We start from the raw sequence: 26,951 nt of genomic DNA, 5'->3' as shown, positions 1-26,951 counted from the left end.
TCGCACCTTCCTCCGGAGAAACCTTCCCTCGCGGCCGAGGCGCGGGCGGCGTACGGCGACTGTGCGGGGAGTGCGGTCCGGTCGGACGTCCTTTGGTGGACGCGGAGAACCTACCCGCCCCCGACGGGCGACTGTCAATACCTGCTTGACCTGCGAATACGTGGCAAAACCGCAGGCCGGAGGGGAAGATCCGCAGGTCGGGGACAAGCGTGCGGAACAGGCGCCACGGGTGGGACCTATCCCTACATCACTCGTTCGGCCGTACGAACACCGTCCGCCCGTGCACGACCGTGCGGAGGCAGACCGGGAGATCCGCGCCGGGCGACAGATCGGGCAGACCGGGCGTACCGGAGCGCGGGTCGGTGGACCAGCGGGCCACCCGGTCGTCGGGGGCCTGGACGACGAGTTCCTCGGTGCGCCAGACCGCGTAGTCGGCGGGGGCGCCGGGGACCAGCGTCCCGGCGTCGTCCCGGCCCACCGCCCGCCAGCCGCCCCTGGTGTGAGCGGTGAAGGCGGCCCGGGCGGAGATCCGGTGCTCGGGGGTGCGGTGGAAGGCGGCGGCCCGGACGGTGCCCCAGGGGTCGAGCGGGGTCACCGGGCTGTCGGAGCCGAAGGCCAGCGGCACACCGGCACGCAGCAGGGCCGCGTACGGGTTGAGGGTGCGGGCCCGCTCGACGCCGAGCCGGTCGGCGTACATGCCCTCGTCGCCGCCCCAGAGCGCGTCGAAGGCGGGCTGCACCGAGGCCGTGAGGCCCAGCTCGGCGAAGGCGGCGATCGTCTCCGGGGTGAGCATCTCGACATGCTCGACGCGGTGCCGGGCGGCCCGGATCCTGGCCAGGCCGAGCTTCTCCGCGGCGGCCCTGACGCCCTCGACGACGGCGGTCACGGCGGCGTCCCCGATGGCGTGGAAGCCCGCCTGGAGGCCGGCCTCGGTGCAGGCCACGACATGGAGGGCGACGGCGGTCGCGTCCAGATGGGCGGCGCCCGAGTGGGTGGCGTCGGAGTGGTCGGCGTACGGCTCGTGGAGGCAGGCCGTGTGGGAGCCGAGGGAGCCGTCGGCGAACAGGTCCCCGGCGGCGCCGAGGGCCCCGAGGGCGCGCGCCCGCTCGACGTCGAGGTCGGCCCAGTAGCCGACGACGCGGGGCCCGGCCTCCTCGCGGGCCAGGTCCAGGAGGCCGGTGAAGTCCTCCTCGGAGGAGATCTGCGGGCCGCCGCACTCGTGCAGGGTGCCGATGCCGAGGGAGGCGGCGCGGCTGCGGGCGGCGCGCTGGGCCTCGGTGCGCTGGCGGGCGGAGACGGCGCCGAAGGCCGCGGCGCGCACGGCGTGGTGGGCGTCCCCGGTCAGCGGCCGCTCTCCGTCGTGGAACCCGTCCAGGTCGCGGACGCCGGGGACCAGGTCGAGGAGGGCGGTGGTGACGACGGCCGAGTGGACGTCGATCCGGGTGAGGTAGAGCGGCCGGCCGCCGGCGAGTCCGTCGAGTTCGGTACGGGTGAGGGGCCGGCGCTCGGGCCACCTGGAGGCGTCCCAGCCGTGGCCGACGAGGATGCGGTCCTCGGGGCGGGCGGCGGCGTGGGCGCGGACCATCTCCGCCGCCTCGGTGAGCGAGGCGGCCGAGGACAGGTCGAGCCCGGTGAGGGCGAAACCGGTGGCGGTGGTGTGCACATGCGCGTCGACGAACGCCGGAGTGACGAGCGCGCCCTCCAGGGCGACCACCTCGTCCACGCCGGAGGCGAACGCGTCGGCCGCGCCCTCCGAGCCCACCCAGGCGACATGACCGCGCTCCACGACCATGGCGGTGGCGAAGGGGTCGGCAGGGCTGTGGACTTCCCCGCCGCGCAGCAGCACGGTGCGGTGTTCGGCGGGAGACGCGGCAGGCATGGACTCACTCATGCGACCAGGCTAGGACCTGCCGGGACCCGGTTTGTCCGGCAGGTCCCCCTCGGCGGGGTCGGCCGCGTCACAGGACCGGCCGACCGGCGCCGGATTCCGGCCGGGCCACGGGCACCCGCCCGGCCGCCCGGCGTCACACGCGGGGCGGTCCGGCGTCACACCCGGGGCGGTCTGGCCTCGTACGGGGTGGACAGGACGACGGTGGTGCGGCTGGAGACACCGGCCTGCGAGCGGATGCGGCTGAGCAGGTGTTCCAGCTCCAGCGGCGTGGCGACGCGGACCTTGAGGATGTAGTTCTCGTCACCCGCGACGCTGTGGCAGGCCTCGATCTCCGGGATGTCGGCGAGCCGGTCCGGGGTGTCGTCGGGCGAGCTGGGGTCGAAGGGTTTGACCGAGATGAAGGCGGTCAGGGGCAGCCCCACGGCCTCCGGGTCGACCACTGCGGCGTAGCCGCGGATGACTCCGCGCTGCTCGAGGCGGCGGACGCGCTGATGCACCGCCGACGTGGACAGGCCGGTGGCCTTGCCCAGGTCGGTGTAGCTCATGCGCCCGTCCTTGACGAGCAACTCGACGATCTGACGATCCAGCTCCTCCATGCGGTGACCCTATTGCTCCCGGACGCGCGCGGCAGCGACGGGGTCGACCACTATCAGGGGGTATGGGCCGCCACGGGGCACCTGCGACGGGCATGTGACGAACGCCACAGGTTTGCGTCTGCCCTGAGGTACTGCCACACGGTTATGCGGACGATCGCATGGGAAGTGCTTGCTGTGGTCGAGGCCGCACAGATCCGGCCGACCCACCCGAGGGGGAGATTCTCCATGCAGGAGCCTGTTGATTCGGTCGACACGTCCGACGAGCTCGACGCGTACGACACGTTTGAGATGTTCCGGGTCGTCTGCCCGGAGTGCGTGCAGCCCATCGCACTGCTCGCGGACGAGGACGTGCTGCCGGAGCACGCGCTCTGCCCGACGCCGTGGAACCCCTTCGTCCTGACGGTCTGCCCGGGTACGGGCCTGTCGGCGTCCGTGGCCCGTCCGGCCGACGAGACCCTGGAGGTCCAGGAGCAGGACACGGCGCTGCTCCTGACGCTCCCCCAGGGTCTCGACTGGCGTACGCAGCCGTTCTCGCACGTCGGCGGTCCGGGCTCGCGCCCGATCCGGGTGCCTCAGATGCGGCGCGCGGCCTGAGCCTCCCCGCTCACCAGTAGGTTCCCCGCACCATCGCCGCGAGCGTGGCGTGGTGCAGGATCAGGCCGTCGGGGTCCGCGGGCACCTCGACCTCGCCGAAGTGGGCCTGCCGGTACGCGATCCGAAGCATCACGATCGCGTGCCTCAGCGCCGCGTACAGGGTGTGGAACTCCATGGTGCGCGGGGTGTGTCCGGTCAGCTCGGCGTAGCGCCTTTCGATCGCGTCGCGCCGCAGGAAGTCCGGCAGGCCGGGCTGGCCGAAGCCCACGGTCAGGTCCTGGAAGAAGCGGTGGAGGTAGACCGCCCAGCCGAGGTCGACCTCGCGCGGGACGCAGGCCGCCATCTCCCAGTCCAGGACGGCGGCGGGGGTGAAGCCGTCGTAGACGATGTTCCCGATGCGCGCGTCGCCCCAGCCGAGGACCGCCGGCCCCTCGTCGACGGGCCAGTGCGCCTCCAGCCAGTCGAAGGCCGACTCGATGAGTGGCGAGGGGGCGAGACCGTTCACCACCCAGGCGTAGTAGGCGCGTTGGGCGTCGACATGGCGGCGCAGCGGGGTCCCGGCGCCGTCCGGCAGCAGGAACTCCGCCTCCTTCGCCGGGAACTGATCGTGCAGCCGGGCGAGTACGGAGACGGACTCGGCCTCCAGGAGGGCGCGTTCGGCGTCGGTGGCGGCGTGCAGCCAGTTCCCTTCGTACGTGTAGGGCATGACGTCCGGCGGTACACGCCCCTCGGCGCGGGTCATCACGAAGAACGGGGCGCCCAGCGGCCCCGGGTCCTCCTCAAGCCACAGCACGCGCGGCACGGGTACGTCGGTGTGCGCGCCGACCAGTTCCATGACCCGGTACTGCCGTGCCATGTCGTAGACGGGGAAGACGGTGTACGCGTCGGGGTCGGCGGCGAGCCGCAGGGCGCAGCCGCGGACCGGGGCGTCCGGGTGGTCGAGGTCGAAGAGCAGGGTCTCGCTGGACATGCCGTTGGAACCGGGGACGGCGAGACCGGTGACACGGGCCCCGGGCAGCTGCCGGTCCAGCCAGGCGGTGAGCCGGCGGCCCAGCTCCTCGGGGTCGCGGGTGCTGGTGCGGGGGCGGGGTGCGGTGGCCAAGGGGGCCTCCTCAGAGGGCCGTTGACGTGTGGTCGACGAAGCCGCTGGGGTCGTGGCGGCCGAAGGAGCCGTGCTCGAAGATGCCGTAGCCGGTGTGGCCGTCGAGGGTGAAGCGGGCGGCGTGGTCGGTGACGCCGTAGGCCGCCATGGGATGGGCGGCGGGGTCGGAGAGGTCGTAGACCCGCCGGTCGGTCCAGTTGCGGCCCTGCCAGGTGCCGTGCTGCCAGTCGGTGGCGGGTGGATAGCCGGCGCCGACGGCCAGCGGGGAGGAGGCGAGGATCTCGACCCCGACCTCCAGGGGCTTCCCGGTCGGGTCGGTGAGGTGGACGACGGCACGTTCGGGGTGGCGGGTGCCCTTACGGTACGTGATCTCGGTGCGGGGCCAGCCGAGTTGGCTGTCGCGGTGGCCGTTCCGTACGAGCAGGGCCTCGTTGAGGGTGCGGTAGCCGTCCGCGTCCTCCTGGGCGATGACCATGAGGAAGCGGTCCTCGAAGCGCATCGGGATCCAGAGCCAGTGGAAGCCCTCGGGCCGGAACTCCGCGGCCCTGCCGGGCTCCTCGCCGGGGATGGGACGGACTCCCCAGCTGCGGTCGCGGGTGCCGGTCCACTCCCCCGGGGTGACGGCGAACTCCTCACCACCGGCCCTGATCGTGCCCGCGCAGTGCCCGGCCTGGACGAAACGGCGGCCTTCGAGGGTGAGCCGGCCGCCGTGGCGCTGGGTGTGGTGGGGTTCCCAGGCGGCGGGGAAGTCGCCGGTCCAGCTGAGGTCGTACGAGAGCCCCTCGGGGTCGTCGGGGTCGGCAGCGCAGCTCAGGGTGAGGCGCTTGAGGGGTTCGTCGACGGTGAGGGTGAACGGGCCGACCGAGAGGTTCATACGGTCGTCGCCGAGGGCGTCGGAGGCCCGCACGGCGTGCAGGCGGTCGCCGACGCGAAGGGTGGCGTAGGCGTCGATGACCCCGGTGTTGGGGTAGACGCCGAGGCCGGCGATGAGCAGGGCGCGGCCGGTGTGGTCGAAGACGTGGAAGATGCACCGGTCGTAGGCGTTCCGGTCGCCGCTGACGTGGTGCTTCATGGAGAGCGGCGCCTGGTGCACGGGGTATTCGTCGAGGGCGACGGGCCGGTCGTCGTGCCGGTGCACGGACATGGCTGACCTCCTGGTCGGCGAGCGCTTCCGCGCGGGACGCTGACGGTACGTCAGGTCAGCGCCGAGGGGCCAGAGTCGTGCAGCGGGTACCGGGCGAACTGCCGCTCGATTCCGTTCGGGGGTGACCACGGCCGCCGGGACGCGTTGGTCCGGGCATGACCACGCTGTACACCACACCCAGCGGAGTCGGCCGGCACCGGCAGACGGAACCGCCCGTTGAGGAATCGGTTCACCACCTGACGCGGGCGGAGACGCAGGCCTCGTCGCGGCCTCAGCCCCCCGGGCAGCCGGCGCAGCCGGCGCTGCCGGCGCAGATGCCGGTGTCGGCGCAGATGCCGGTGTCGGCGCAGATGCCGGTGTCGGCGCAGATGCCGGTGTCGGCGCAGATGCCGGTGTCGGTGCCGGAGTCGGGCGGGGGGCCGGTGCCGGTAGCGGCCCCACGGCTGGGGACCACGTCGATGGCCGCGCCTGCGCCGACGATGGTCTCAGCGCCGGTGGCGGTGCCAGTGCCCGTGCCCGTGCCCGTGGCGATGCCAGCTCCCGTACCGAAGACCGTCTCCGCGCCCGTGCCCGCGCCCGCACCTGTCCCCGTACCGGCGAAGGCCCACGGCCACCCGCAAGTCCACCCCCACCTGCCCCAGGACCCACCCATCTACAAGGCTGTGCTGTCCCTCTGGGCGAGCCAGGGCCGTGCCCTGCCGGGCCACCGTGACCAGGAGTGGGCGAGGCTGGCGGCCGGCCAGGTCTGGGCGGACCGGACGGTACGGGTCAGCGGGACTCTGGTCCGACCAGGTGACGGGCGATGACCACGCGCTGGATCTGATTGGTCCCCTCGACGATCTGCAGCATCTTGGCCTCGCGCAGATACCGCTCCACGGGGAAGTCCGCCGTGTAGCCGTACCCGCCGAGGACCTGCACCGCGTCCGTCGTGACCTGCATGGCGGCGTCCGTGCAGAAGAGTTTGGCCATCGCCGCGCACCGGCCGAACGCCCGCCCCTCGTCCCGGAGGCGCGCCGCCTCCAGGTACAGCGCCCTGCCCGCCTCGATCCGGGTCGCCATGTCCGCGAGGAGGAAGCGGAGCCCCTGGAAGTCGGCGATCGGCCGGCCGAACTGCCGCCGCTCCCGGGCGTAGGAAACGGCCACGTCCAGGGCCGCCTGAGCGAGGCCCACCGCGCAGGCGGCGATGCCCAGGCGCCCCGAGTCGAGGGCGTCGAGCGCGATGGCGAAGCCCTGCCCCTCCGCGCCGAGGCGGCGAGCGTCGGAGACCCGCACCCCGTCGAAGTGGAGCTGCGCCGTCGGCGAGCCCTTCATCCCCATCTTCCGCTCGGGAGGGGCCGCGGTCAGTCCGGGCGCGTCACCGGGGACGAGGAAGGCGGTGATGCCACGGGCGCCGGGGCCGCCGGTACGGGCCAGCACGGTGCAGAAGTCCGCGATCCCGCCGTGGGTGATCCAGGCCTTGGTGCCGTCGATGACCCAGTCACCGCCGCCACCGGTGTCCGCACCGTCAGCCGTCTCCCGGACGGCACGGGTGCGCAGCGCCGCCGCGTCCGACCCGGCGGAGGGTTCGGAGAGGCAGTAGGCGCCGAGGAGGCCGCCGCCGAGCATCGCGGGCAGGTGGGCTGCCCGCTGCTCCTCGGTCCCGTAACGGGCGAGCGCGTGGCAGGAGAGACTGTGGACGCTCACCCCGAGGCCCACGGTGAGCCGGGCGGCGGCGAGTTCCTCCAGCACCTGGAGGTACACCTCGTAGGGCTGGCCACCCCCGCCGTACTGGGGGTCGTACGGCAGTCCGAGCAGCCCGGAACGCGAGAGCAGGGCGAACAGCTCACGGGGATAGATCCCGGCGGCCTCCTCCTCGGCGGCGCGGGGAGCGATCTCCCTCCGGGCCATGTCCCGAGTCAGGGAGAGCAGCTCACGGGCCTCGTCGGTGGGCAGCCGACGTTCCACGCCGTCGGCGGTGCGGTCATCCATGGCGGGACGCTCCTCCCTGCCGGGCGCGGACGCACCGCGCACGGGTCGCGGGTCGCGGGTCGCGGGTCGCGGGTCGCGGGTCGCGGGTCGCGGGTCGCGGGGAGTATGCCCGCTGGGGCGGGCGGCATCACGCTGGCGGGAAGGATCACACGGACGCCGGGAGCGGAGAGCTGCCTCACGGCCCCCCTCCCCCGGCCACTGACGCCGCACGGTACGAGCGGGCCGGGCGGCCTCTCGGGTGCCCGGCCAGTCTGCTGTCGAGCGGTCGGACAGCGGGGCTTTCGGTTGGCCAGTCCGGCCTATGCTCCCGGCTCTGCGCGCCGAGTGGTCGGCGGCCGTCGCCAGCGGGGCGGCAGGCAGGAGCGGGCGGCGCTCACCGGCCGCCGGCGCGCGGCGGCCCGCGTCAGCGGGACGCTCTTGAATCAAGTAAAGAAGAACGGCGACGAACCGCCGTTCCCCTGCGCTGTGTCCGTCCGCTGCCGTTGCCGTTGCCGTTGCCGTTGCCGTTGCCGTTGCCGTTGCCGTTGCCGTTGCCGTCAACTACTGCCGTCAGACGCCTCAGGTCACGGCAGCCGTTCCCACCGGATCCATTTGCGACGGGGACGGTCTACCTCTTTCCTGCAATACCCGAGAGTGCCCTCGATGTTACCCGGACATACGGACCAGGTTTATGAATCTTCTACATCGAGTCGCTCCGCCGCATCGAGCAAGTGCTGCGGCAACTTCGAACTTGCCGCCAACACCTCGATACCGACGAGGCGCCCCTCCCCATCGAAGTCAAGGTTGATCATGCCTCCAACCTCGACGGGATCGCAGGGATACATGCGCGACACTTCTTTGCGTGTTTGCGAATCGGTGAAATATATGTATGCCGCATCCACCTGCTGATCGTATGTGACTCTGACATCCACCATAGTCAGCGCCTCCCCTGGAGGCGGTTGATGTAAGCCTGACTCACGTCAGTCATCACTGTATTCACATTCCCATCAATGGTCTTGGCAACAAACACTTTGGAGTTGGGATCGTAGTAGCCCGTTTTCCACTGATCATCATGACGATAGGAGAAAGGCTCTCGCCCAAGAACGGCTCGAGCATCCTCTGCCGAAACCCCACGCTGCTCCAAGCGCTGCAGCGCATGACCAGTAAAGGAATCAGTCGGACTGGCGGCCCGAGGGACCTCCTTGGGCGTGATATCCCCGATGCCCTCACACGTGCACGACTCCGCATGGCCCGGGAAATAGCCGTCACAGTTGTGAACGAGAACCGGCGTCGCCCCCGCCAGCACATAGTACGTATGCAGGTCATCGACCGTGAGGTTGTGGACCCGCCTGTGCTGGGTCCACGCGCGCACTGCGCTCACCTGGGTGTACGTGCCATTGCCGGTCCGCAGCAGCGTTCCGGGGGTGATTTCCTTGGCGTAGACCCACTTGCCCAGTTCGGGCGCCCAGAACGGGTGGTTGTCCGTCGCCACGACCTTGCCCGGGTTCCCGCCGGGGTTGGTGACAGTGATTTCAACCAGGTTCTTCTCGCCCTCACCGGTGATGAGCGCGGTGACCGTGCGAGGGCCGGTTTCTCCGGTCACCGGGTCGGTGGCGGTGACCGTGTCGCCTACGCGCACCTGCTCTATCGCCTTGTTGTTGCCGTCGGCCATCACGACCACGGTGTCCGGGGTGAAGCTGTTGCCGGTGCCACAGCCCCCTCCCCCTGCCCCGGTGTCGGCCGGTTTCGGTGCGGGAGGGCTGTCCGCCGCCTTCGGTACGGGGGCGGTGTCGGCCGCCTTCGCTGTCTTTGCCGCATCGGCGGCGTTGTTCGCGGTCTTGGCGGCCTGTGCGGCGTCGAGTGCCTTGTTGCCGTACTTGGCGGCGTTCGCCGCGTAGCCCGCGCCCGGGATGGCCGAGGCGGCGGAGAGACCGGCGTTGACGTAGTCGCCTTCCGCGGCGTACCAGCCGGCGTTGGCCAGGTCGCCGACCTCACCGACGACCGGGACCATGCCGACGACGTCGAGAGTGGTGTGGCCGATCGTCTTCCACGAGGGCATCTTCGGCCACTTGCCGGTCGGGTCGGTGAGCTTGACCGGGTTGTTGTGGGTGTAGGTGTAGGCGGCGAGGTTGCGCGGCTCGGCGATGCCGCCCGCCATGTCCCCGTCGAGGTAGTCGGGCAGCGCCGGGTCGGTGCTCGCCCAGAGCTGGGTCCGTGGGTTGTAGTAGCGGGCTCCGTAGTAGTAGAGCCCGGTCTCCTCGTCGAGTTCCTTGCCGGTGAACTGGTAGGGCGTGTCGGCCTGTCCGGTCCGTTCCTCCACCCAGGTCTCCCCGTACGGGAAGTACTCCAGGTGCTCGATGACCTTGCCCTGCTTGTCGGTGACATAGCCGGAGGAGCCGATGTGGTCGGCGTGGAAGAACTGCTGGGCGTCCTCGGGACCGGTGGTCTCGACGGTCTTGGTCGTCACTCGGCTGTCGCCGACGAAGACGTGCTTGTAGCCGGTGGCGTCGCGTTCGCTGTAGTAGCGGTTCGGGTACAGCGAGAGCCCGTCCTCGCTCCGCTTGACCAGGCGGTCGCCCTTGTCGTCGTAGACGTAGGAGACGGTGGCGCCGGCGCAGCCGTTCGGGTCCTGCGCGAGGGTGCCGGTCGCCGTGTCCTGGTTGCAGACGAGGCGGTTCTCCTCGTCCCACACGTACTGCCGGCGCTTGTCGGCGACGGCGGTGTTGACCGTGGCTGTCAGGTTGCCGTTGGCGTCGTACGCATGGCTGATCGGACCGACCTCGGTCGGGGCATGCGGCTTGGCGCCGTCGTAGGCGTACGTGTAGTCGTAGGTGGTCCGGTCCTGGACGTCGCCCGGGTTGGACGGGTCCTCGACCGGTTCGATCGGCCCGGCCCCGCCGCCTCCGACGGGGAAGGCCGGGGTACCGCCGGTGACCTCGTGGGTCTGCGACTTGCTCGTGGTGTTGTGGATCGAGTCGTAGCCCAGGCTCAGTGTGTACGTGTTGACCGCGTCGTTCTTGTCCGTGTACCGGCCGGACGCGGAGGTGAGCCGGTACTGGTCGTCGTACCCGTAGGTCTGGCTGCTCGGACCGCCGATGTCGCCGCCCTGCGGCGCGTCGTTCACCAGCGAGGTGATGTTGCCGATCTTGTCGTACGCGTAGCCCAGGTTCTGGAACGCGGTGCCGCCCGGCGCCACGGACTTCAGTGCCCCGAGCCGGCGGTCCTCGGCGTCGTAGGCATAGGTGGTGCGCACGCCGTTGCCGGTCTGCTGGAGGATCTTCTGCCCGAACTTGTCGTAGTCGATCCGGTCCAGGTACGTGTAGTCGGTGCCGTTCTTGGATCCGGTGGCCCGGCCGACCTGGCCGCCCGAGTCGTAGTCGTAGGTCAGGACCTCTCCGTCGGGATAGGTCATCTGCAGCACACGGTTGAAGGCGTCGTAGCGCCAGGCGGTGGTGTAGGTGCGCGGGGCGTCGCGGACCGCGGTGATGGTGCGGGTCTCCTCGATCACCTCGCCCAGCGCCCCGTAGGCGCGCTTCACCGTTCCCGCCGCGTCGTGGACCTCGGTGACGCGCGAGGCCGCGTTGTTCGGTGCGCCGGGGGCTCCGTACTCGTAGGAGACGTTGTTGCCCGGGAACGTCGGGTATCGGATTGCCTTCAGGCGCGAGTACTCGTAGTCGTACTCGACGGCCTTGCCCGCTGCCCGCAGATTCGCGGTGATCTTCGACGTGACGTTCCCGGCGAGGTCGTAGCGGGTCTCGGATCGCCCGGCGTCCGGGCTGTCGAACGACGTGCGGCGTCCCAGCGCGTCGTAGCCGGCGCGCGTGACGTTGTTCTTGTCGTCGGTGATCGTCGTGACCTGACCGGTGGGGTCGTACGCGTAGCTGGTCCAGATCTCCGAGGAGCCGTCGAACTCCTTCACCGAGGTGATGGCACCTCGGATGTCGGTGTAGGTGCGGCGCTCCTTGCCGTTGCCGTCGGTCACCGTCCGCTCGAAGCGGGTCGTGCCCGCCCGGTCCTCGCCGAAGCCGTATCCGGTGCCGGTGGTGACGCCGTCCGGCTGCACGGTCCTGACCGACCGGTCCAGGACGTCGAAGGTCTCCTTCGTGGGTGCCACGGAGTCGAAGGAGGCGTTGAACGTGGTGTTCGCGGCTCCCTTGTCCTCGGTCACCGGGTAGTACTTCTCCACGGCGCGGCCGACGGAGTCGAACTTCAGCCGGCCGGAGACCGTCATCACCTGGGTGGGCGTGGCCCCCGGCGAGGCGGACACCGAGGCGTCCTTCTTGGTCTGCAGGACACGCTTGAGGCCGTCGCTGAAGGTGACGGTGTCGAGGGTGTCGTCGCGTACGCCCGAGGCGGCACGGTCGAGGTGCTTGGTCGTGGCGTACGGCACGGTCGCCTCGGGGTGGTAGCCGAAGGTGATCGTGGCCCGGTCGCCGTCCTTCTCGTAGGGCCCGGTCACCGTGTCGAGCCGGCCGACGCTGTCGTAGGACATCCGGAGCGGCTGGCCGTTGTGGTCGGTGTTCCGCTCGGGCTGCCCGTACTTGAGGTTGTATGCCGTGGACGAGCGGTAGCCGAAGCTGTCCTCGACGGACTCGACGTGTACGCCGACGGTGGTGTCGTAGCCGTACTCCAGCGTGTAGCGCTGCCCCTTCGCGTTCGCCGGACCGGTCACCGACTTCAGGTTCCCGTCCGGGTGGTACGTCAGGTCGGAGACGGCCGGGGTGTCGTCGTCGAGGTACTCGCGTGTCTGGCGCACCGCGCCGGTCACGCAGTCGACGGTGGATTCGCGGTGGCGCAGGAGTGCGCCGGTGGCCGCGGCCTTCTGCCGAATCGCGTTGGCGATGCCGACGAGGTACCGGTCGCGGCACCGCGCGTCGGAGCCGCTGTAGGCGAAGACGGTCTCCAGGTCGTCCGCGGTGCCCTCGTCACCCGCGTCGAAGGTGCGGATGACGTTGCCGTACTCGTCGTAGGAGAGGTCGGTGAAGGTGGACTTCTCCGCGGCGGCGGCGCCTTCGTAGTGCTTTTCCTCGATACGCGTGAGCTGCGGGAAGATGGTGGCGGTCCGGCTCTTCGGGTCGGCCTCCTGGCCCGTGGCGGTGTCGAGCAGCCGGTAGGTGTTGAGTGTCTCGCGGTACGGGTGGCCGGCGCCGTCCTCGGTCAGCGTGCGGGTGAGCAGGCCGCGGCTCACATATCCGTCGGTGCGGTACTCGTCGGTCAGCGTGCGGCGAACAGCCTCGTCCGTACCGGTGTCGCGGTCCTCGGTGACCACGCGGCCGAAGCCGAGGAACTCGCGCTCCAGCCGGTCGTAGCGGCCCTGCTCGTAGCGGAAGGTGGTCAGGCGCGTGTCGGCACCATCACCCGCGAGGCCGTCGAACACCGAGGTGCGGGACAGCACCCAGCGGCTCTCCTGCATGTCGGCGGTGTTGCCCGATCGGGTGTAGTCCAGGTCGATACGGGCGCCCATCGGCCGGCTGACCGAGCGCAGCAGGTTGGTGCGACCGGTCTTGTTGACCGCCACCAGGAGTTCGTTGTCCCGGGTGGACTTGACGTGGTCGGCCAAGCCGTCGCCGTTCACGTCCCGGAGGCTGGTTTCGGCCCGGCTGATGCCGGTGGACGCGTTGACGCCGGGGTTGAAGACGAAGACGCCGACGGGAGTGGGCAGGCCGACGGTGAAGTAGACGCCCGCGCCGAGACTGGCGTTCTTGTCGACGGCGATCTCGGGGAAGCTGCCGCGGAAGGGGGCGGGCGCGGTGAAGCCGGTGCCGGTGTTGACCGCGACCTTGATCGGGTTGGCCCCGTCGGTGAAGACCCGGTCGGTGAGGCCGTCGCCGTTGACGTCCGCCATGCTCGCGTTGGTGAACGAGGTCCCCAGCTCGGCGGACACACCGCCCGCGAAGCCGTAGCGGTCGACGTTGAACCCGAGGTTGACGCCGACGTTGCGGGTGGACGCGTCGTTGATCGGTCCGGCCGACCAGGGTTCGCGGGCGGCGAAGGAGTAGCCGAGGTTCAACTGGACGTCGCCGTTGCCGAACACCTTGTCCGGCAGCCCGTCCCCGTTGATGTCGATCAGGTCGACACGGACGTCGGACTCGCCGCCGCCGAGGCTGCCGCCGATGCCGAGCGACGGTTGGACCGCGCCGGTGGTGGCGGTGTTGGCGCTGGTGCCCGCGTCGGGCGCGGCCATGCCCAGTGCGCTGGCGATGGTGGCGGTCTCGCTGCCCGCGGAGAGCGACACGTTGCCGGAGACGTTGTCCGCCTCGCGGACGTTGCCGCCGAGGGTGCCGCGCGTGGCGCCGAGCGCGCCGGTCATGTCGGAGAACTGGATCTCCTTGGCGCCCACGACGTCGGGATAGCCGTCGCCGTTGAGGTCGAGGTAGTCGACCGAACCCGCGGTGATCCCGCCGACCACGGTGCCGCCGAACGGGCCGGCCGCGAGGGTGGCCGACACCTGGCCGGTGACACCGCGGCGCATCACCGCCCGGTCACCCGCCACATCGGCGTCGGTGACGATGTCGATGGTGTCCGCGCCGAGGCGCGAACTGGTCGCCATCGCGGCGGTGACCCAGGAGGACTCGTCCTGAGCGGCCCAGCCGCCCTTGGCGGGAACGGGGGCGAACACCGCGAGGCGTGGCATGGTGAGCCGGGGATTCGCGGCGAAGGGCGCGACGTCCGCTTCCTTGGGCTCCTTGGGAAGCGCGTCCTTGAAGCTCTGGTCCAGCGTGAGTTCGGCCTGCTTGAGCGGTTGGGTGGCGCGGTCGCGGTTGCCCTGGTAGCCGATCACTCCCCAGCCGCGGTAGGGCTGGGCGAAGGCGCCCTGCCCGACGGAACCGTGCATGGCGCTGGGCGCCGGGGTGAAGGTCGGCCAGCCGGAGGTCACGTCATAGGTGACCGACGCGGACTGCCCGGTGAGCTGGGCGAGCAGTCCGGTCTCCGTCGTGGAGTAGTCGATGTAGAGCTCGTCGCCGGCGGTGACCGGTACGGTCAGGTCCAGGTTCGGACCGCCGAAGAAGGTGTCCTTGGCCTGGAAGATCCGTTTGCCGAGCAGCTGCCCACCACGCTTCTTCACCGTGAACGCGATCTTGGCGTCACCGAGGAGCCCGAAGTTGAGGGACACCTTCGGCCGCACCTTCAACTGGCCGGTCTTCGTCGCCCGGTAGGACTGCTGCGGTGCGGTGAGGGTGTCCGCCGGGAACATGCTCAGGTCGTACGGCGGGTTGATCACCATCGTGGGATCGCCGGCGGCGTCGACGACCGACTCGACCCCCTGGGCAGCCGTGTAGTGCGCCTTCGGCGCCCAGCTCACCGCCGAGGGGTCGATCGGGGAGTCGGTCTTCAGCTTCCACGACATCTTCTCGAACGTGCTGACCGGAATGCTCACGTCGATCGCGGTGGTGCCGGTCGACGCGGCGGGCAGGACCTTGCGGAACACCTCCGCGCCGGGGTGGACGCCGTTGCCCTTCTCGATCACGACGGTCACGTCGTCCGAGGTCGCCTTGGTCTTGACCACGTCACCGGTCAGCCGCAACGTGCCGTTCACCGGCACGGTCACCAAGGACGGCCTGCCACCGAAGCTGAAGTCGGCCGACGCGCGGAACACGGTGTCCGCCAACCCGTTCGCGTCCGTGCCGGCCGGCAGATCGGTGTAGGTGATCGCCGGGTCCCACGCCACGGTGTCGTACTTGCCGTCCAGAACGGACTGCGTACGGAAGTAGAGTGCGTCGCCCTTCTTCACCGGAATCGACGCCACATTGCCCGGGGTGAACTCGGTGTGGTCATCGGGGCCGATCCGCTGCGCCCAGAGTTCGGCGTCCTTGTGCTGGATGGTGACCCGCACGCCGTCGGCCTTGGTGTAGGCAGCCCGCGCCGGGGAGGCATCCTGGGTCAGCTGCACGCGGCCGTCCACGCGGACGTTGCCGTCGAAGGGCGCGACCCAGCGGCGCACCGTGTCGAGCAGCGGCGAGTTGTCCACCTGCTGGTTGAACTGCGCGGTCTGATCACCGACGATCTCGCCGGTCACCGCGCCGCCCCCGATCGGCACCGGGGTGCGGGTGGAGTCCGCGCTGTAGGCGGGTTGCCCCTCGGCGTCCAGGTAGCCGAACAGCACGCCGCCGTTGTTCACCAGGTCGGCTATGCCGTCGCCGTTGACGTCGCTGAAGAACCGGTCCGAGGTGGTCGTGGTGCCCACGAAGTCCAGCTGGGCCGAGGTGGTGAGGACGTACGACTCGACGCCGATGGTGCCGGACAGCGTGCGCTCGGTCGAGATTCCAGGGAGGCCGGTGAGCTTGATCGGCGTGTCGCCGAACTTCGGCTCACCCCCCGGTTTGGCCAGATTGGGCCGGTAGAAAACGTCGTTGTTCTTGCGGAACACCTTGTCCGGCAGGTTGTCGCCGTTCACATCGGTCAGCGTCGACAGGCCGTCGGACTGGCCCGCGCTGAACCCGACCTTCAAGCCGACGGCACCCTCCTTGGTCGTCAGCCCCTGCACGTTGTAGCCCGCGAACAGGTGCGCGCCGAAGCCGGCCGATGTGTTCGCCGAGATCGCGCTGGCCTCGCCCTCGCGGATGTTCACCCCGAGGTCGTCATCGGGCACCGACCAACCCGCGGCGTTGCCGAAGGCGTTGTAGTTGCCCGACTGGTCGCGCACATCGTCGAAGTAGTCGAACGTGTGAGTGTTGAAGAGCTGGTTGTTCTCGCCGAACTGCGACACCGAGGTGAGCAGTGTCTTGGCGAACGCGCCGGTCCGGTAGTTCAGCTCGTAGGCGCGGATCAGCTGGTCGTCCAGCTTGACCTCGACGCGCCTCAGCAGGTCGGCGGTGACCTTCTTGAACCCGTACTTGGCGTCGATCCGCACATCCGCCCGGCGGGGCTCGCCGCGCTCACGGTCACGGACGAACGTCACCGAGTATCTGCCGTCGGTGTCGCCGCGGCCGGTGTAGGTGATCTTCTGCGGGTACAGGTCGCTGCCCGGCACCGTGGAGCCCGCCGTACCGCCGTCGGTCACCTTGGCGTACCGGAAGCGCAGGACGTTGTCGTTGCCGTCGCGGACCTCCCGCGCCGCCCAGGTGGCGACGCGGCCCTTGCCGTCGGCCAGCGTGCTGTCGGCCGTCCCGCCGAAGAGCGTGCGGACACCCTGCTTGTCGGTGACCTCCCACCAGTAGTTCGTGGGGCTGTCCCCGTGGCGCACGATCCGGTCGAACCGGCCGCCCTCCACCCGCGAGTGGAACACCTTCTCCGCGGTGCGCGCCTGCAACGCGCTCCGGTGCGCCACCGGGGTCAACTGCTCACCGTTGAGGTGGTAGGTCTCGGTCTCCAGTCCGGCGTCGTAGCGCGGCACACCCCACCGTGTGTCGACCGTGACCATCGGGGTGGCGAGGTCCCACCCGACGCCGAGCCACCCGTTCGTCCCCGAGGAGTTGTAGGCGATGGCCAGATTCGGCTCCAGGCCGGCGCGGCCCTTCGGCACCTCCAGCGGGTACGACAATCGCGCGTCACCGCTGTTGTTCGCCGAGGGCGCCTCGACCAGGTTCACCCCGGAGCCGGGGTCGGCCGCCTTGACGTCCTTGATCTGGTTCGGGTTGAACGACGTGCCCTCAGGCCCCTCCGGCCCGGTGACCGCCGACCCGGCGTCCGGCACCGTCGCGGCGGCGCCGCGCAGCAGCTCGGGCGAGGTCAGCCCGGACATGGTGAGCACCATGGCCAGGATGATGGTCACGCCCGTCCGGCCGCGGACCACGCGCTGGACAGTCATCAAAGAGCCCCCGTACCGCCGGACGTCCCCGGAGCACGAGTCGTCCGACGACCCCCACCCCCTGTGTTACCGACGGTAGTTCGCGAGCGGGGTCGTTCGTACGGGCTTTCTGGACAAGACCCTCCCGTGCGCGGTCACGATCCGGCAACGGAAGTTCCGACCGGTGCGACCGGCTCGGGCATCGCTCGATCAAGGGTCACGGCGGACCGGGACGGCCCCCTCACGCAGGACGAGCGGTATCGCTGTCGTCAGGTCGTCGAGACGGCCGTCGTGCCGCACATGGTCACACCAGGCCGAGCGACCGCAGCACCCGGTGCTGGCCCGGGGTCGGTTCCGTGGGCCAGAAGATGTAGCAGACCCCGCCCGTACCGCCCCTGACCTTGCCGTTCGCGTCGTAGCGCTTGGTGCGCAGCCAGATGTTCTCCCACTCGCGTCGGCGGTAGACGTGGCGGACGGCCTCGTTGTTCGGGGAGGCGGGGTCGTTGGCGATGACGTCGCCTTCCGGGGTGAAGCCGATGACGGTCATCAGGTGGCCCGAGGTGCCGTATCCGGCGCCGGTCAGTTCGCCCTTCAGGAACGACTGGGACGTGACGGCCGGGATTCCGGCGCCGATCAGGGTCTCCAGTTCGGTCAGCGAGCGCAGCCGGGTGACCACGGCGTTCATGCCGGGGTACGTGGCCGCGTAGGCGGCGTTGAAGGGCCAGTTGCCGCAGCCCTCGTACTGGTGGTCGTAGGTGAAGCGGGCCGCGTGGCAGACCTGGGGGTCCGCGAAGTCCGGGTTCACCCAGGACAGCGCCTCGGCCGAGGGCCTCCGCCCCCAGTACTCGACGATCATCTGGGACGAGGTCGGGCTGCACCAGGCCTCGCCGCCGTTGTCGTACTCCGGGTACTGGCCGACGTGGGTGTTCTGCGAGTAGCGCGGGACGGTCAGTTCGCGGGCGGCGTCCGGCGCGGAGGCCGGGACCGTGAAGCGGTCCGGGATGTCCGAGGCCATCGCGCCGAGCCGCCACACCGTGGGCGTGAGGCCGCTCCCCGGCGTGCGGTACAGGGTGAGGCGCAGCCGGTACGAGGTCAGCCGCAGCCCGCTCGCCGCGTCGTCGATCGCGAAGGTGTCCGTCCACACCGTGCTCCTGCCGTCGGTCTGGTCGTCGACCGAGGTGCGCCGGATGTCGGCGTCACCGGCGGCCCAGCGGCCCATGACGTACCAGGGGGTCGCCGTGCCGTCGCCGTAACCGCCGGACAGTTCGACCTGGAGCCAGGTGCCGGCCGGGGTGTGGGCGTTCCAGGAGGCGATCACCTCGGTCGCGGGCACGGCCGGGGTGTGCGTCGGCGAGGTCCAGCTCGCGTACTCCCAGGTACTGGTGCGGCCGGTGTGCGGGTCCGTGTAGTCGGTACGGCCGGCGGCGGTGGCGATCTCCAGGCCGGGGCGGCGGCCCGCGACCGCCTTCGTCCCGGCCGCGCTGCCGCACCGCCAGTCCGTGTAGGAGGACCAGAACCGGTTGTCGACGAGCCCGGGGGCGGTGGGCACGCGGCCCCGCCCGTCTCCGTCGTCCGCTGCGCCGGTGGGGGCGGGGGGGCAGTCGGCGGCGCACCCGGCGGCCGGGGCCGCGGTGGCGGGCGCCGCGGCGGCCGCCGTTCCCGCGGCGGCGGCGAGCGCGGCGGTGAGGACGGTTCTGCGCGGGGTGGAGCTGGTCATGGACGTGACCCCCAGTCGAGAACGGTGGGCGTGCGGGCGGGCTCTACGGACCTGTGGCGGACCCGTGGGTGCGGGCCCTGGTACGCGGACCCATGACGTACGGGCCCAGGAGTGCGACCCCCGCCCCCGTGCCGCCAGGGCCGCGCGCCCACTATCGCCGGTCCCTCCGGCCCTCCGCCAGCACTTCGCCTCGCGTCGCCGGACCAATATTGGTGTCGACCACTGGCGCCGGTACCTCGTTGACCTGCGGCGGCCCCCCGTTCCCCTACCCTGGGGCCATGAACGACCTCGACCGCGCCGCGCACGCGCTGCTCCGGCTGCCGCCCTCCTGCGGGCCGGTCCGGCTGGTCGCGGTCGACGGCCACGCGGGCTCCGGCAAGTCCACCCTCGCGGCCCGGCTCTCGGCCGCACTGGGCGACGCCCCGGTGCTGCACCTCGACGACCTCGCCACGCACGAGGAGCTGTTCGCGTGGACCGGGCGGCTGCGCGAACAGGTCCTGGAGCCGCTCGCGAGCGGCGCGGACGCCTCCTACCGCCCGTACGACTGGCGGCTCCGGCGCTTCGGGGAGCCGAGGGCGCTGCCGCCGGCCCCCGTGGTGCTCGTCGAGGGCGTCGGCGCGGGCCGGCGGGAGGTACGGCCGTTCCTGTCGTGGCTGCTCTGGATGGAGCGAGGGCCGGAGGAGTCGTGGGCGCGGGGCCGGCACCGGGACGGGCCGGAGCAGGCCGCGTTCTGGGACGGATGGACCGTGGCAGAGACTCGCCATTTCGCCGAGGACCCCTCGCGAGCGTTCGCGGACACCCTGGTGCGCGAGTGTCAGAAGGGTTACGACTGGGTTCCCGGGCCCGCTGTGACAGCGGTCGCGGACCAGGCAATCACACACCGTAACGGCTTCATGTCCGTGAACTGAGGGGCCTCTCATCCGCTTCCGCAAGTGCCTCAACTCCGCTTGACCCAAGGGCCGTACAGGTCTTACGTTCTGATTGTGCGGCTTTTCGGAGTCGCCGCAGACACGAAGCCCCCGGTTGTTCCCCCGTGATCGGGGGCTTCGTTCTGCCCCCGAGGGTCTCCTCCGGGGCCTTTCGCGACCCCTTCGCGCCCCCTTTCCGACCCTTCACGCTTACCCAGGGTCACCGCTTCCGGATCATGCGCTTCTCCTTAAGCACGCACCCCCTGCGCAGGTACGATGCCCCCAGGTGCGGTCAAATCCCGTCCATGCGAAGACGGTTGTGGGGGACCCGATGGACATCGGCACGCAGGGCGCGCAGGCCCCCGCCGAACTCGCCTGGCTGCGCGGAGTCGACGCCTACACGATGGGCGCCTATCCGCAGGCGGAGGACGAGTTCCGGACGGCGGTACGGATCGACCCCGGAATGGCGGACGCCTGGCTCGGGCTGCACGCGCTCAGGGTAGACACCACGACCGCGCTGCTGCGCATGTACCGCAACCGCGACCGCTTCGGCGAGCAGCGCTCCCGGTACCGGCGCACCCTCAACTCCTGGTACTGGCTGGGCTGGTGGGTGCAGCCCGTCCTGGAGAGCCCGCGCGACCTGCTGCTCGCGCACGCCTCCCACTGGCTCGACGGCCGCCACGTACCGGAGCTCGACCGGGCCCTCGCCGGGATCCCCCCGGTCGACACCGACCCCCAGGTGCGCTTCCTGCACGCCTGCCGCGCCTATCTCGTCAAGGACTGGGACCAGCTCGTCCGGCACACCGAGACCCTCGTCGACGATCCGCTGCTCGGCATCGAGGCCGGACTCTTCGGCGGCATGGCCCGGGTCCGCCTGGAGATGTACGGGCAGGCCGAGCCGCTGCTCTCGGCCTCGCTGATGCGGTGCCGCAGCGAACAGCCCCAGCGCAAGGAGCTGCGCTACTGGCTGGCCCGCGCCCACGAGGGCACCGGGCGCAGCGCCGCCGCCCTGCCCCTGTACCGGGCCGTGCACCGGGTCGACCCGACGTTCATGGACACGGCCGCGCGGCTCGCGGCGATCACCGAGTACGACGGGTTCGAAGGGTACGACGGCCTGGACGACCCGACCGGACTCGCGACGGTCGCCCTCGGCACGCTCGGTGGAGGCCTCGGCCAGGACGCGGTGGACACCGTGCCGGGCACCGAGGCCGACACCGGCGGTCCGCTCGGCGACGGCTTGCGGCTCGCTCCCGAACCCGTACCCCCGGCCGCGGCCCCGCCGCCGGAGACCGTACGGCAGAAGGCCCCGCCGCCGTCCCAGCCGGCGCCTCCGCGCTTCCCCGCGGGTCCCACCGATCCGGTGCTGCTCGCGGAGGCGCTCGCCGAGCTGGAGGGCATGGTCGGCCTGGAGCCGGTGAAACGCCAGGTCAAGGCACTGTCGGCGCAGCTGGAGATGGCCCGGCTGCGCGCCGGGCTGGGGCTTCCGGTCCAGCCGCCCAAACGCCACTTCGTCTTCTCCGGGCCTTCGGGCACCGGGAAGACCACCGTCGCCCGCATCCTCGGCCGGGTGTTCTACGCCCTCGGGCTGCTCGGCGGCGACCATCTGGTGGAGGCCCAACGGGCCGACATGGTGGGCGAGTTCCTCGGGCAGACGGCGGTCAAGGCCAACGAGCTGATCGACTCGGCGGTCGGCGGGGTGCTCTTCGTCGACGAGGCGTACGCACTCTCGAACACCGGCTACAGCAAGGGGGACGCCTACGGCGACGAGGCCCTCCAGGTGCTCCTCAAACGGGCCGAGGACAACCGCGACCACCTCGTGGTCATCCTCGCCGGATACCCCGAGGGCATGGACCGACTGCTCAGCACCAACCCCGGGCTGTCCTCCCGGTTCACCACCCGGGTCGACTTCCCCTCGTACCGGCCGCTGGAACTGACGGCCATCGGCGAGGTGCTCGCGGCGGCCAACGGGGACGGCTGGGACGAGGAGGCGCGCGAGGAGCTGGGCTCGATCAGCGGGCACGTCGTCGAGCAGGGGTGGATCGACGAACTGGGCAACGGCCGCTTCCTGCGCACCTTGTACGAGAAGTCCTGCGCCTACCGCGATCTGCGGCTCTCGGACTACCCGGACACTCCGACCCGCGAGGACCTCGCGACCCTCCGGCTCGCCGACCTCATGCAGGCGTACGGCGAGGTGCTGTCGGGCCGCGGTCCGGTCGACCGCGGCCCCCAGCAGGAGCCTCCGGGGTACTAGGTCGTGGCGTCGAACTCCCTCCTGCCCCACGACGCCTGATACGCGCTCACGCCGCACCGGACGCCGCAGGGCCGCCCTTCGGGCGACGACGGGAGTGTGACGACGGCCCTAGGCCACGCCCCGGCCCGCCGTCGGCCGGGCGGCCCCGACCGGCGTCGTCGGCATGCGGTGCGCGGGGTCCCGGACCTCGCCCACCAGCATCTCCAGTACGTCTTCCAGGGCGACCAGGCCGAGCACCCGGCCCGAGCCGTCCGCGACCTGCGCCAGATGGGTCGCGGCCCTGCGCATCACGGTCAGGGCGTCGTCGAGGGGCAGTTCGGCGCGGACCGTCGCCATCGGGCGCCACAGCCGCTGGGGCACCGCCCGCTCCCGCTCCTCCAGATCGAGGACGTCCTTCACGTGCACGAAGCCCGCGAAGGTGGCGCCCTCCTCGGCGCGGACCGGGAAGCGCGAGTACCCGGTGCGTACGGTCAGCTCCTCGATCTCGCGCGGCGTGACCGTCGACGGGACGGTGACCAGGGAGGCGGGGGCGATGAGGACGTCCGTGACCGGGCGGGTGCCCAGTTCGAGGGCGTCCTCAAGGCGCTCCTGCTCGGCCGGGTCCAGCAGTCCGGCCTGGCCCGCGTCCTCGACGAGCCGGCCGAGCTGGGCGCTGGTGAAGACCGCCTCCACCTCGTCCTTCGGCTCGACCTTGAACGCCCGCAGGACCAGCCGGGCGCAGGCGCCGAGCGCGGCCGTCACCGGCCGGCAGAGCCGGGCGAAGCCGACCAGGCCGGGGGCGAGCCAGAGCGCGGTCCGCTCGGGCGCGGCCATCGCGAGGTTCTTCGGGACCATCTCGCCGATGACGAGGTGGAGGAAGACGACCGCGGCTAGGGCGATGACATAGCCGAGCGGATGGATCAGACCGTCCGGGACCCCGACCGCGTGGAAGACGGGTTCGAGGAGATGCGCGACGGTCGGCTCGGCGACCGCGCCGAGCGTCAGCGAGCAGATGGTGATGCCGAACTGCGCGGCCGCCATCATCTGCGGCAGGTTCTCCAGGCCGTGCAGGACCTGCTTGGCACGGGCGCCGCCCAGCGGTTCGATCTGGCTGCGGCGGACGGAGACGAGCGCGAACTCGGCCCCGACGAAGAAGCCGTTCGCCAGCACGAGGAGGACGGCGAAGAGAAGGGGAAGGGTGCTCATCGGGCCGCCTCCGCCGCCACGGGTACGGGAACGACGGCATGGCCGGGGGCCTCGCCCGCGGACCGGAACGCGCCCTGGTCCACCGCGTGGTCCGAGGCCGGGGCCGAAGCCTGATCGGCCGGGTCCGTCCGTACGATCCGGACGCGCTCGGCGCGGTAGCGGTCGACCTGGCGCACCGAGAGCCGCCAGCCGGGCAGCTCGGCCCGGTCGCCGGGGGCGGGGATGCGCCCGAGGAGATCGGCGACGAGCCCGGCCACGGTCTCGTACGGCCCGTCGGGCACGTCGAGGCCTATCCGGCGCAGGGTGTGGACCCGGCAGGAGCCGTCGGCCTCCCAGGCGGGGCGGCCGTCCTCGGCGGGGGCGGCGGCCAGCTCGGGGCGGCCGTCGGCCACGGTGTCGTGCTCGTCGCGGACCTCGCCGACGAGTTCCTCGACGATGTCCTCCAGGGTGACGACTCCGGCCGTGCCGCCGTACTCGTCGACGACCACCGCGATCGGCTGCTCCCTGCGCAGCCGCTCCAGAAGGGTCTGGGCGGGCAGCGTCTCGGGCACCAGGAGCGGAGGGACCGCGATGCGGCCGACGGGGGTGCGCAGCCGGGCGTGCGGGGCGACGGCCAGGGCGTCCTTGAGGTGGACCATGCCGACGATCTCGTCGATGCGGTCGCGGTAGACCGGGAATCGCGAGAGGCCGGTGGCCCGGGTGAGGTTGAGGACGTCGGCCGCGGTGGCGTCCCACTGGAGGGCGCTGACCTTCACACGCGGGGTCATGACCTGCTCGGCGGTGAGGCCGCCGAGGGACAGGGTCCGTACGAAGAGGTCGGCGGTGTCCTGTTCCAGGGCGCCGGCCAGGGCCGAGTGGCGGGCCAGGGAGACCAGCTCACCGGGGGTGCGGACCGAGTCCAGCTCCTCGGTGGGCTCGACGCCCAGGAGCCGGACGAGCCGGTTGGCGACCCGGTTGAGCACGGCGATCACCGGCCGGAAGGCGGCGGAGAAGCGGCGCTGCGGGGTGGCCACGAAGCGGGCGACCTGGAGCGGCCGGGAGACCGCCCAGTTCTTCGGCACGAGTTCGCCGACCACCATCTGGACGGCGGAGGCGAGCAGCATCCCGATCACCACGGCGATCCCGGAGACGGCCCCTTCGGGCAGTCCGGTCACGGTGAGCGGCCCGTGCAGCAGTCCGGCGAGCGCGGGCTCGGCGAGCATGCCGACGACGAGCGAGGTGATGGTGATGCCGAGCTGGGTCCCGGAGAGCTGGAAGGACAGCTCGCGCAGGGCGGTGACGACGGTGCGGGCGCGCCGGTCGCCGGCGGCGGCGGCCCGCTCGGCCTCGGCACGCTCGACGGTCACGAGACCGAACTCGGCGGCCACGAAGAAGCCGTTGGCGAGGATGAGGACGAATGCCGCGAAGAGCAGCAGAAGGGAAATGATCATGCCGCCGCCTCCTGGGAGGGGGCGGCGCAGGTACTACCGGACGATCCGTCCATTGCTGGAGGGAGTCACTCCTCGGGTCGAAGGGTGGTCTCGCGGGCCGCGGCTGCGGCCCTGCACACGCGAGACGGTGGTGCCGCTCGGCACCACCGTCTCCAGAGTAGTCACGCGAACGCCCCGAAGGGCAGGGGGTCGGCCCCGGATGGGGGACGGATCGGGGTTCTCCCGGCCGGGTCCCGCACTCCGAAGCTCCGGGTTCAGTCCTCGGCGCCCGTCCCGCGGCTGTCGGCCAGGGCCCGCAGGGCGCGGGCGTCCCGGATGGCCGACTCCTTGGCGATGCCGGGCTGGATGCCGAGCACCGGCAGGCTGGTGCCGTCGCTCAGGTCGAGGAAGACCCAGGGGTCGCCGGGGCGCAGGTTGACCTTGAGGATCTCCGCCCAGGCGAGGCGTCGCGTCCGGGTGATGTTGACGACCGTGACGCCCTCGTCGTCGGCGACGACCTTGGGGCGGCTCAGGAGGACGAGGACCCCGGAGAGCAGCGCGGCGGTGAAGACGAAGCTGACGCGCTCCCCCGGTCCGAGCCGCTCCAGCATCAGCGCCACGGCCGTGATGACGACGAACATCGCGGTGCCCATGGTCAGCAGGATCGCCCGGGTGCGCCCGGGACGGAAGGTGACCGGAAGGGCGGGGGGCTGTGCGGTGGACATCAGGGTTCCTCGGGGCCTCGGGGCGTGCGGACCGTACCGTCAGAGGCGGCAGGCGTGGATGGCGGTGGTGAGGATGGCGCGGGCGCCGATCTCGTACAGGTCGTCCATGATCCGCTGCGCCTCCTTGGCGGGGACCATCGCGCGGACGGCGACCCAGCCCTCGTTGTGCAGCGGGGAGACGGTCGGCGACTCCAGGCCCGGGGTGAGGGCGACGGCCTGCTCCAGGTGCTCGGCGCGGCAGTCGTAGTCCATCATCACGTACGAGCGGGCCACGAGGACGCCCTGCAGGCGGCGCAGGAACTGCTGGACCTGCGGGTGGTCGTCCGGGGCGCCGTGGCGGCGGACGACGACGGCCTCGGAGGTGAGGATCGGCTCGCCGATGACTTCGAGGCCGGCGTTGCGCAGGCTGGTGCCGGTCTCGACGACGTCCGCGATGACCTGGGCGACGCCCAGCTGGATCGCGGTCTCGACGGCGCCGTCCAGGTGGACGACGGAGGCGTCGATGCCCTGGTCGGCGAGGTGCTTGGCGACGATGCCCTCGTAGGAGGTGGCGATCGTCATGCCGCCGAAGTCCTCGGGGCCGTTCGCGGTGCCGGGCCGGGTGGCGTAGCGGAAGGTGGAGCGGCCGAAGTTCAGCGCGAGGATCTCCTCGGCGCTGGCGCCGGAGTCCAGGAGCAGGTCACGGCCGGTGATGCCGATGTCCAGCTTCCCGGAGGCGACGTAGATCGCGATGTCCTTGGGACGCAGGTAGAAGAACTCGACCTCGTTGTCGGGGTCGATGACCACCAGTTCCTTGGACTCCTTGCGCTGCCGGTAGCCGGCCTCATGGAGCATTGCCGACGCAGGTCCGGAGAGGGAACCCTTGTTGGGGACGGCGATGCGCAGCATGGGGTGAGCTTCCTTTGCCTGGGAGTGGTGGGGAGACCGAAAAGTCGTGCTCAGAGGTGGGCGTAGACGTCGTCGAGCGAGATCCCGCGGGCGACCATCATCACCTGGACGTGGTACAGCAGCTGCGAGATCTCCTCGGCGGCGGCTTCCTTGCCCTCGTACTCGGCGGCCATCCAGACCTCGGCGGCCTCTTCGACGACCTTCTTGCCGATGGCATGGACACCCTTGTCCACCAGTTCCGCGGTACGGGAGGTGGCCGGGTCGCCGGTCTCGGCCTTGAGCTTGAGCTCGGCGAAGAGCTCTTCGAAACTCTTTGAGGGTTTGTTCGCCATGATGGTCCTAAGAGTACGGGGTGAGGGTCGCGCACTCAGCGCCAGGGTTCGCTGACCGTGCGCAGCGTGGTGGCGGTGGCGACGGCGGCGGTGACGGCCTCGTGGCCCTTGTCCTCGGAGGAGCCTTCGAGGCCGGCCCGGTCGAGGGCCTGTTCCTCGTTGTCGACGGTGAGGACGCCGAATCCGACGGGTACGCCGGTGTCGATCGAGACCTGGGTGAGGCCGTGGGTGACGCCCTGGCACACGTACTCGAAGTGCGGGGTTCCGCCGCGGATGACGACGCCGAGGGCCACGATGGCATCGTAGCCGCGCCCGGCGAGGACCTTCGCCACGACCGGGAGCTCGAAGCTGCCGGGGACGCGGAGCAGGGTGGGCTCGTCGATGCCCAGCTCGCTCAGGGCGCGCAGGGCGCCGTCGACGAGGCCGTCCATGATCTTCTCGTGCCACTGCGCCGCGATGACCGCGACCCGGAGGTCGCCGCAGTTCTTCACGCTGAGGACGGGTGCGCCCTTGCCGCTCATGTCTCTCCTAGACG

General features: G+C 71.1%; 18 protein-coding genes. 3 read left to right on the top strand and 15 right to left on the bottom strand.

Annotated elements, in window-relative coordinates; translation table 11 throughout:
- Positions 1-247 precede the first annotated feature (247 nt).
- Together ABT154_RS28875 and ABT154_RS28870 are read right to left on the bottom strand one after the other, a co-directional pair.
- Positions 248-1,891 (bottom strand): amidohydrolase, encoded by a 1,644-nt coding sequence (locus ABT154_RS28875; RefSeq protein ID WP_351860570.1) that lies wholly within the window; start codon positions 1,889-1,891, stop codon positions 248-250.
- Positions 1,892-2,046: 155 nt separating this feature from the next.
- Positions 2,047-2,487, bottom strand: a complete 441-nt coding sequence (locus ABT154_RS28870; protein ID WP_317875390.1) for an Lrp/AsnC family transcriptional regulator — start codon at positions 2,485-2,487, stop codon at positions 2,047-2,049.
- Positions 2,488-2,712: 225 nt separating this feature from the next.
- Between ABT154_RS28870 and ABT154_RS28865 the strand changes: the two genes are divergently transcribed.
- Positions 2,713-3,081 carry a hypothetical protein gene (locus ABT154_RS28865; protein ID WP_351860568.1) on the top strand — a complete coding sequence of 123 codons (369 nt, stop codon included), beginning with the start codon at positions 2,713-2,715 and terminating at the stop codon, positions 3,079-3,081.
- A 10-nt stretch (positions 3,082-3,091) separates the two neighbouring features.
- On the opposite strand, the gene ABT154_RS28860 is transcribed toward ABT154_RS28865, so the two are convergent.
- The 7 genes from ABT154_RS28860 to ABT154_RS28830 all read right to left on the bottom strand — a co-directional run bounded on the left by ABT154_RS28860 (position 3,092) and on the right by ABT154_RS28830 (position 18,718).
- Positions 3,092-4,183 (bottom strand): phosphotransferase family protein, encoded by a 1,092-nt coding sequence (locus ABT154_RS28860; RefSeq protein WP_351860566.1) that lies wholly within the window; start codon positions 4,181-4,183, stop codon positions 3,092-3,094.
- Positions 4,184-4,193: 10 nt separating this feature from the next.
- The gene (locus ABT154_RS28855) at positions 4,194-5,327 is read right to left on the bottom strand and encodes an Rv3169 family protein (protein ID WP_351860564.1); all 1,134 of its coding nucleotides are present in this window, start codon (positions 5,325-5,327) and stop codon (positions 4,194-4,196) included.
- A gap of 271 nt (positions 5,328-5,598) precedes the next feature.
- Entirely contained in the window at positions 5,599-5,979 is a 381-nt protein-coding gene (locus ABT154_RS28850) for a hypothetical protein (protein WP_351860562.1), read from the bottom strand.
- Between the two features lie 116 nt (positions 5,980-6,095).
- The gene (locus tag ABT154_RS28845) at positions 6,096-7,295 is read right to left on the bottom strand and encodes an acyl-CoA dehydrogenase family protein (protein ID WP_351860560.1); all 1,200 of its coding nucleotides are present in this window, start codon (positions 7,293-7,295) and stop codon (positions 6,096-6,098) included.
- Positions 7,296-7,963: 668 nt separating this feature from the next.
- The gene (locus ABT154_RS28840; protein WP_351860558.1) at positions 7,964-8,209 is read right to left on the bottom strand and encodes a DUF2283 domain-containing protein; all 246 of its coding nucleotides are present in this window, start codon (positions 8,207-8,209) and stop codon (positions 7,964-7,966) included.
- 2 nt (positions 8,210-8,211) lie between these two features.
- Positions 8,212-17,022, bottom strand: coding sequence for a SpvB/TcaC N-terminal domain-containing protein (locus ABT154_RS28835; RefSeq protein WP_351860556.1), 8,811 nt, complete (start codon positions 17,020-17,022; stop codon positions 8,212-8,214).
- 283 nt (positions 17,023-17,305) lie between these two features.
- Positions 17,306-18,718 carry a C39 family peptidase gene (locus tag ABT154_RS28830; RefSeq protein WP_351860555.1) on the bottom strand — a complete coding sequence of 471 codons (1,413 nt, stop codon included), beginning with the start codon at positions 18,716-18,718 and terminating at the stop codon, positions 17,306-17,308.
- Positions 18,719-18,996: 278 nt separating this feature from the next.
- Here ABT154_RS28830 and ABT154_RS28825 point away from each other — a divergent pair, with 278 nt between their 5' ends.
- Together ABT154_RS28825 and ABT154_RS28820 are read left to right on the top strand one after the other, a co-directional pair.
- The gene (locus ABT154_RS28825; protein WP_351860553.1) at positions 18,997-19,626 is read left to right on the top strand and encodes a uridine kinase family protein; all 630 of its coding nucleotides are present in this window, start codon (positions 18,997-18,999) and stop codon (positions 19,624-19,626) included.
- 331 nt (positions 19,627-19,957) lie between these two features.
- Positions 19,958-21,877, top strand: a complete 1,920-nt coding sequence (locus tag ABT154_RS28820; RefSeq protein WP_351860551.1) for an AAA family ATPase — start codon at positions 19,958-19,960, stop codon at positions 21,875-21,877.
- Positions 21,878-21,985: 108 nt separating this feature from the next.
- Here ABT154_RS28820 and ABT154_RS28815 read toward each other — a convergent pair whose 3' ends face one another.
- From ABT154_RS28815 to ribH, 6 genes are all read right to left on the bottom strand, one after another.
- Positions 21,986-23,062 (bottom strand): hemolysin family protein, encoded by a 1,077-nt coding sequence (locus ABT154_RS28815; RefSeq protein ID WP_351860549.1) that lies wholly within the window; start codon positions 23,060-23,062, stop codon positions 21,986-21,988.
- Complete coding sequence (locus tag ABT154_RS28810) at positions 23,059-24,492, bottom strand: hemolysin family protein (RefSeq protein ID WP_351860547.1); 1,434 nt, start codon at positions 24,490-24,492, stop codon at positions 23,059-23,061. The genes ABT154_RS28815 and ABT154_RS28810 overlap by 4 nt, the downstream gene beginning before the upstream one ends.
- A 254-nt stretch (positions 24,493-24,746) precedes the next feature.
- A complete protein-coding gene (locus tag ABT154_RS28805) occupies positions 24,747-25,196 on the bottom strand; it encodes a PH domain-containing protein (RefSeq protein ID WP_317875545.1) in 450 nt (149 codons plus the stop codon).
- A gap of 39 nt (positions 25,197-25,235) precedes the next feature.
- A complete protein-coding gene (gene hisG / locus ABT154_RS28800; protein ID WP_030551962.1) occupies positions 25,236-26,084 on the bottom strand; it encodes an ATP phosphoribosyltransferase in 849 nt (282 codons plus the stop codon).
- A 50-nt stretch (positions 26,085-26,134) separates the two neighbouring features.
- Positions 26,135-26,416 carry a phosphoribosyl-ATP diphosphatase gene (locus tag ABT154_RS28795; protein ID WP_056566882.1) on the bottom strand — a complete coding sequence of 94 codons (282 nt, stop codon included), beginning with the start codon at positions 26,414-26,416 and terminating at the stop codon, positions 26,135-26,137.
- Positions 26,417-26,451: 35 nt separating this feature from the next.
- Positions 26,452-26,937, bottom strand: coding sequence for a 6,7-dimethyl-8-ribityllumazine synthase (ribH, locus tag ABT154_RS28790; RefSeq protein ID WP_024760819.1), 486 nt, complete (start codon positions 26,935-26,937; stop codon positions 26,452-26,454).
- Positions 26,938-26,951 lie beyond the last annotated feature (14 nt).

Origin of the sequence: Streptomyces sp. NPDC001728, from assembly GCF_040297565.1 — a bacterium.
Lineage (GTDB): Bacteria > Actinomycetota > Actinomycetes > Streptomycetales > Streptomycetaceae > Streptomyces.
Note: the sequence above shows the minus strand (reverse complement) of the source record. Positions and strands in the feature narration are given on the sequence as shown.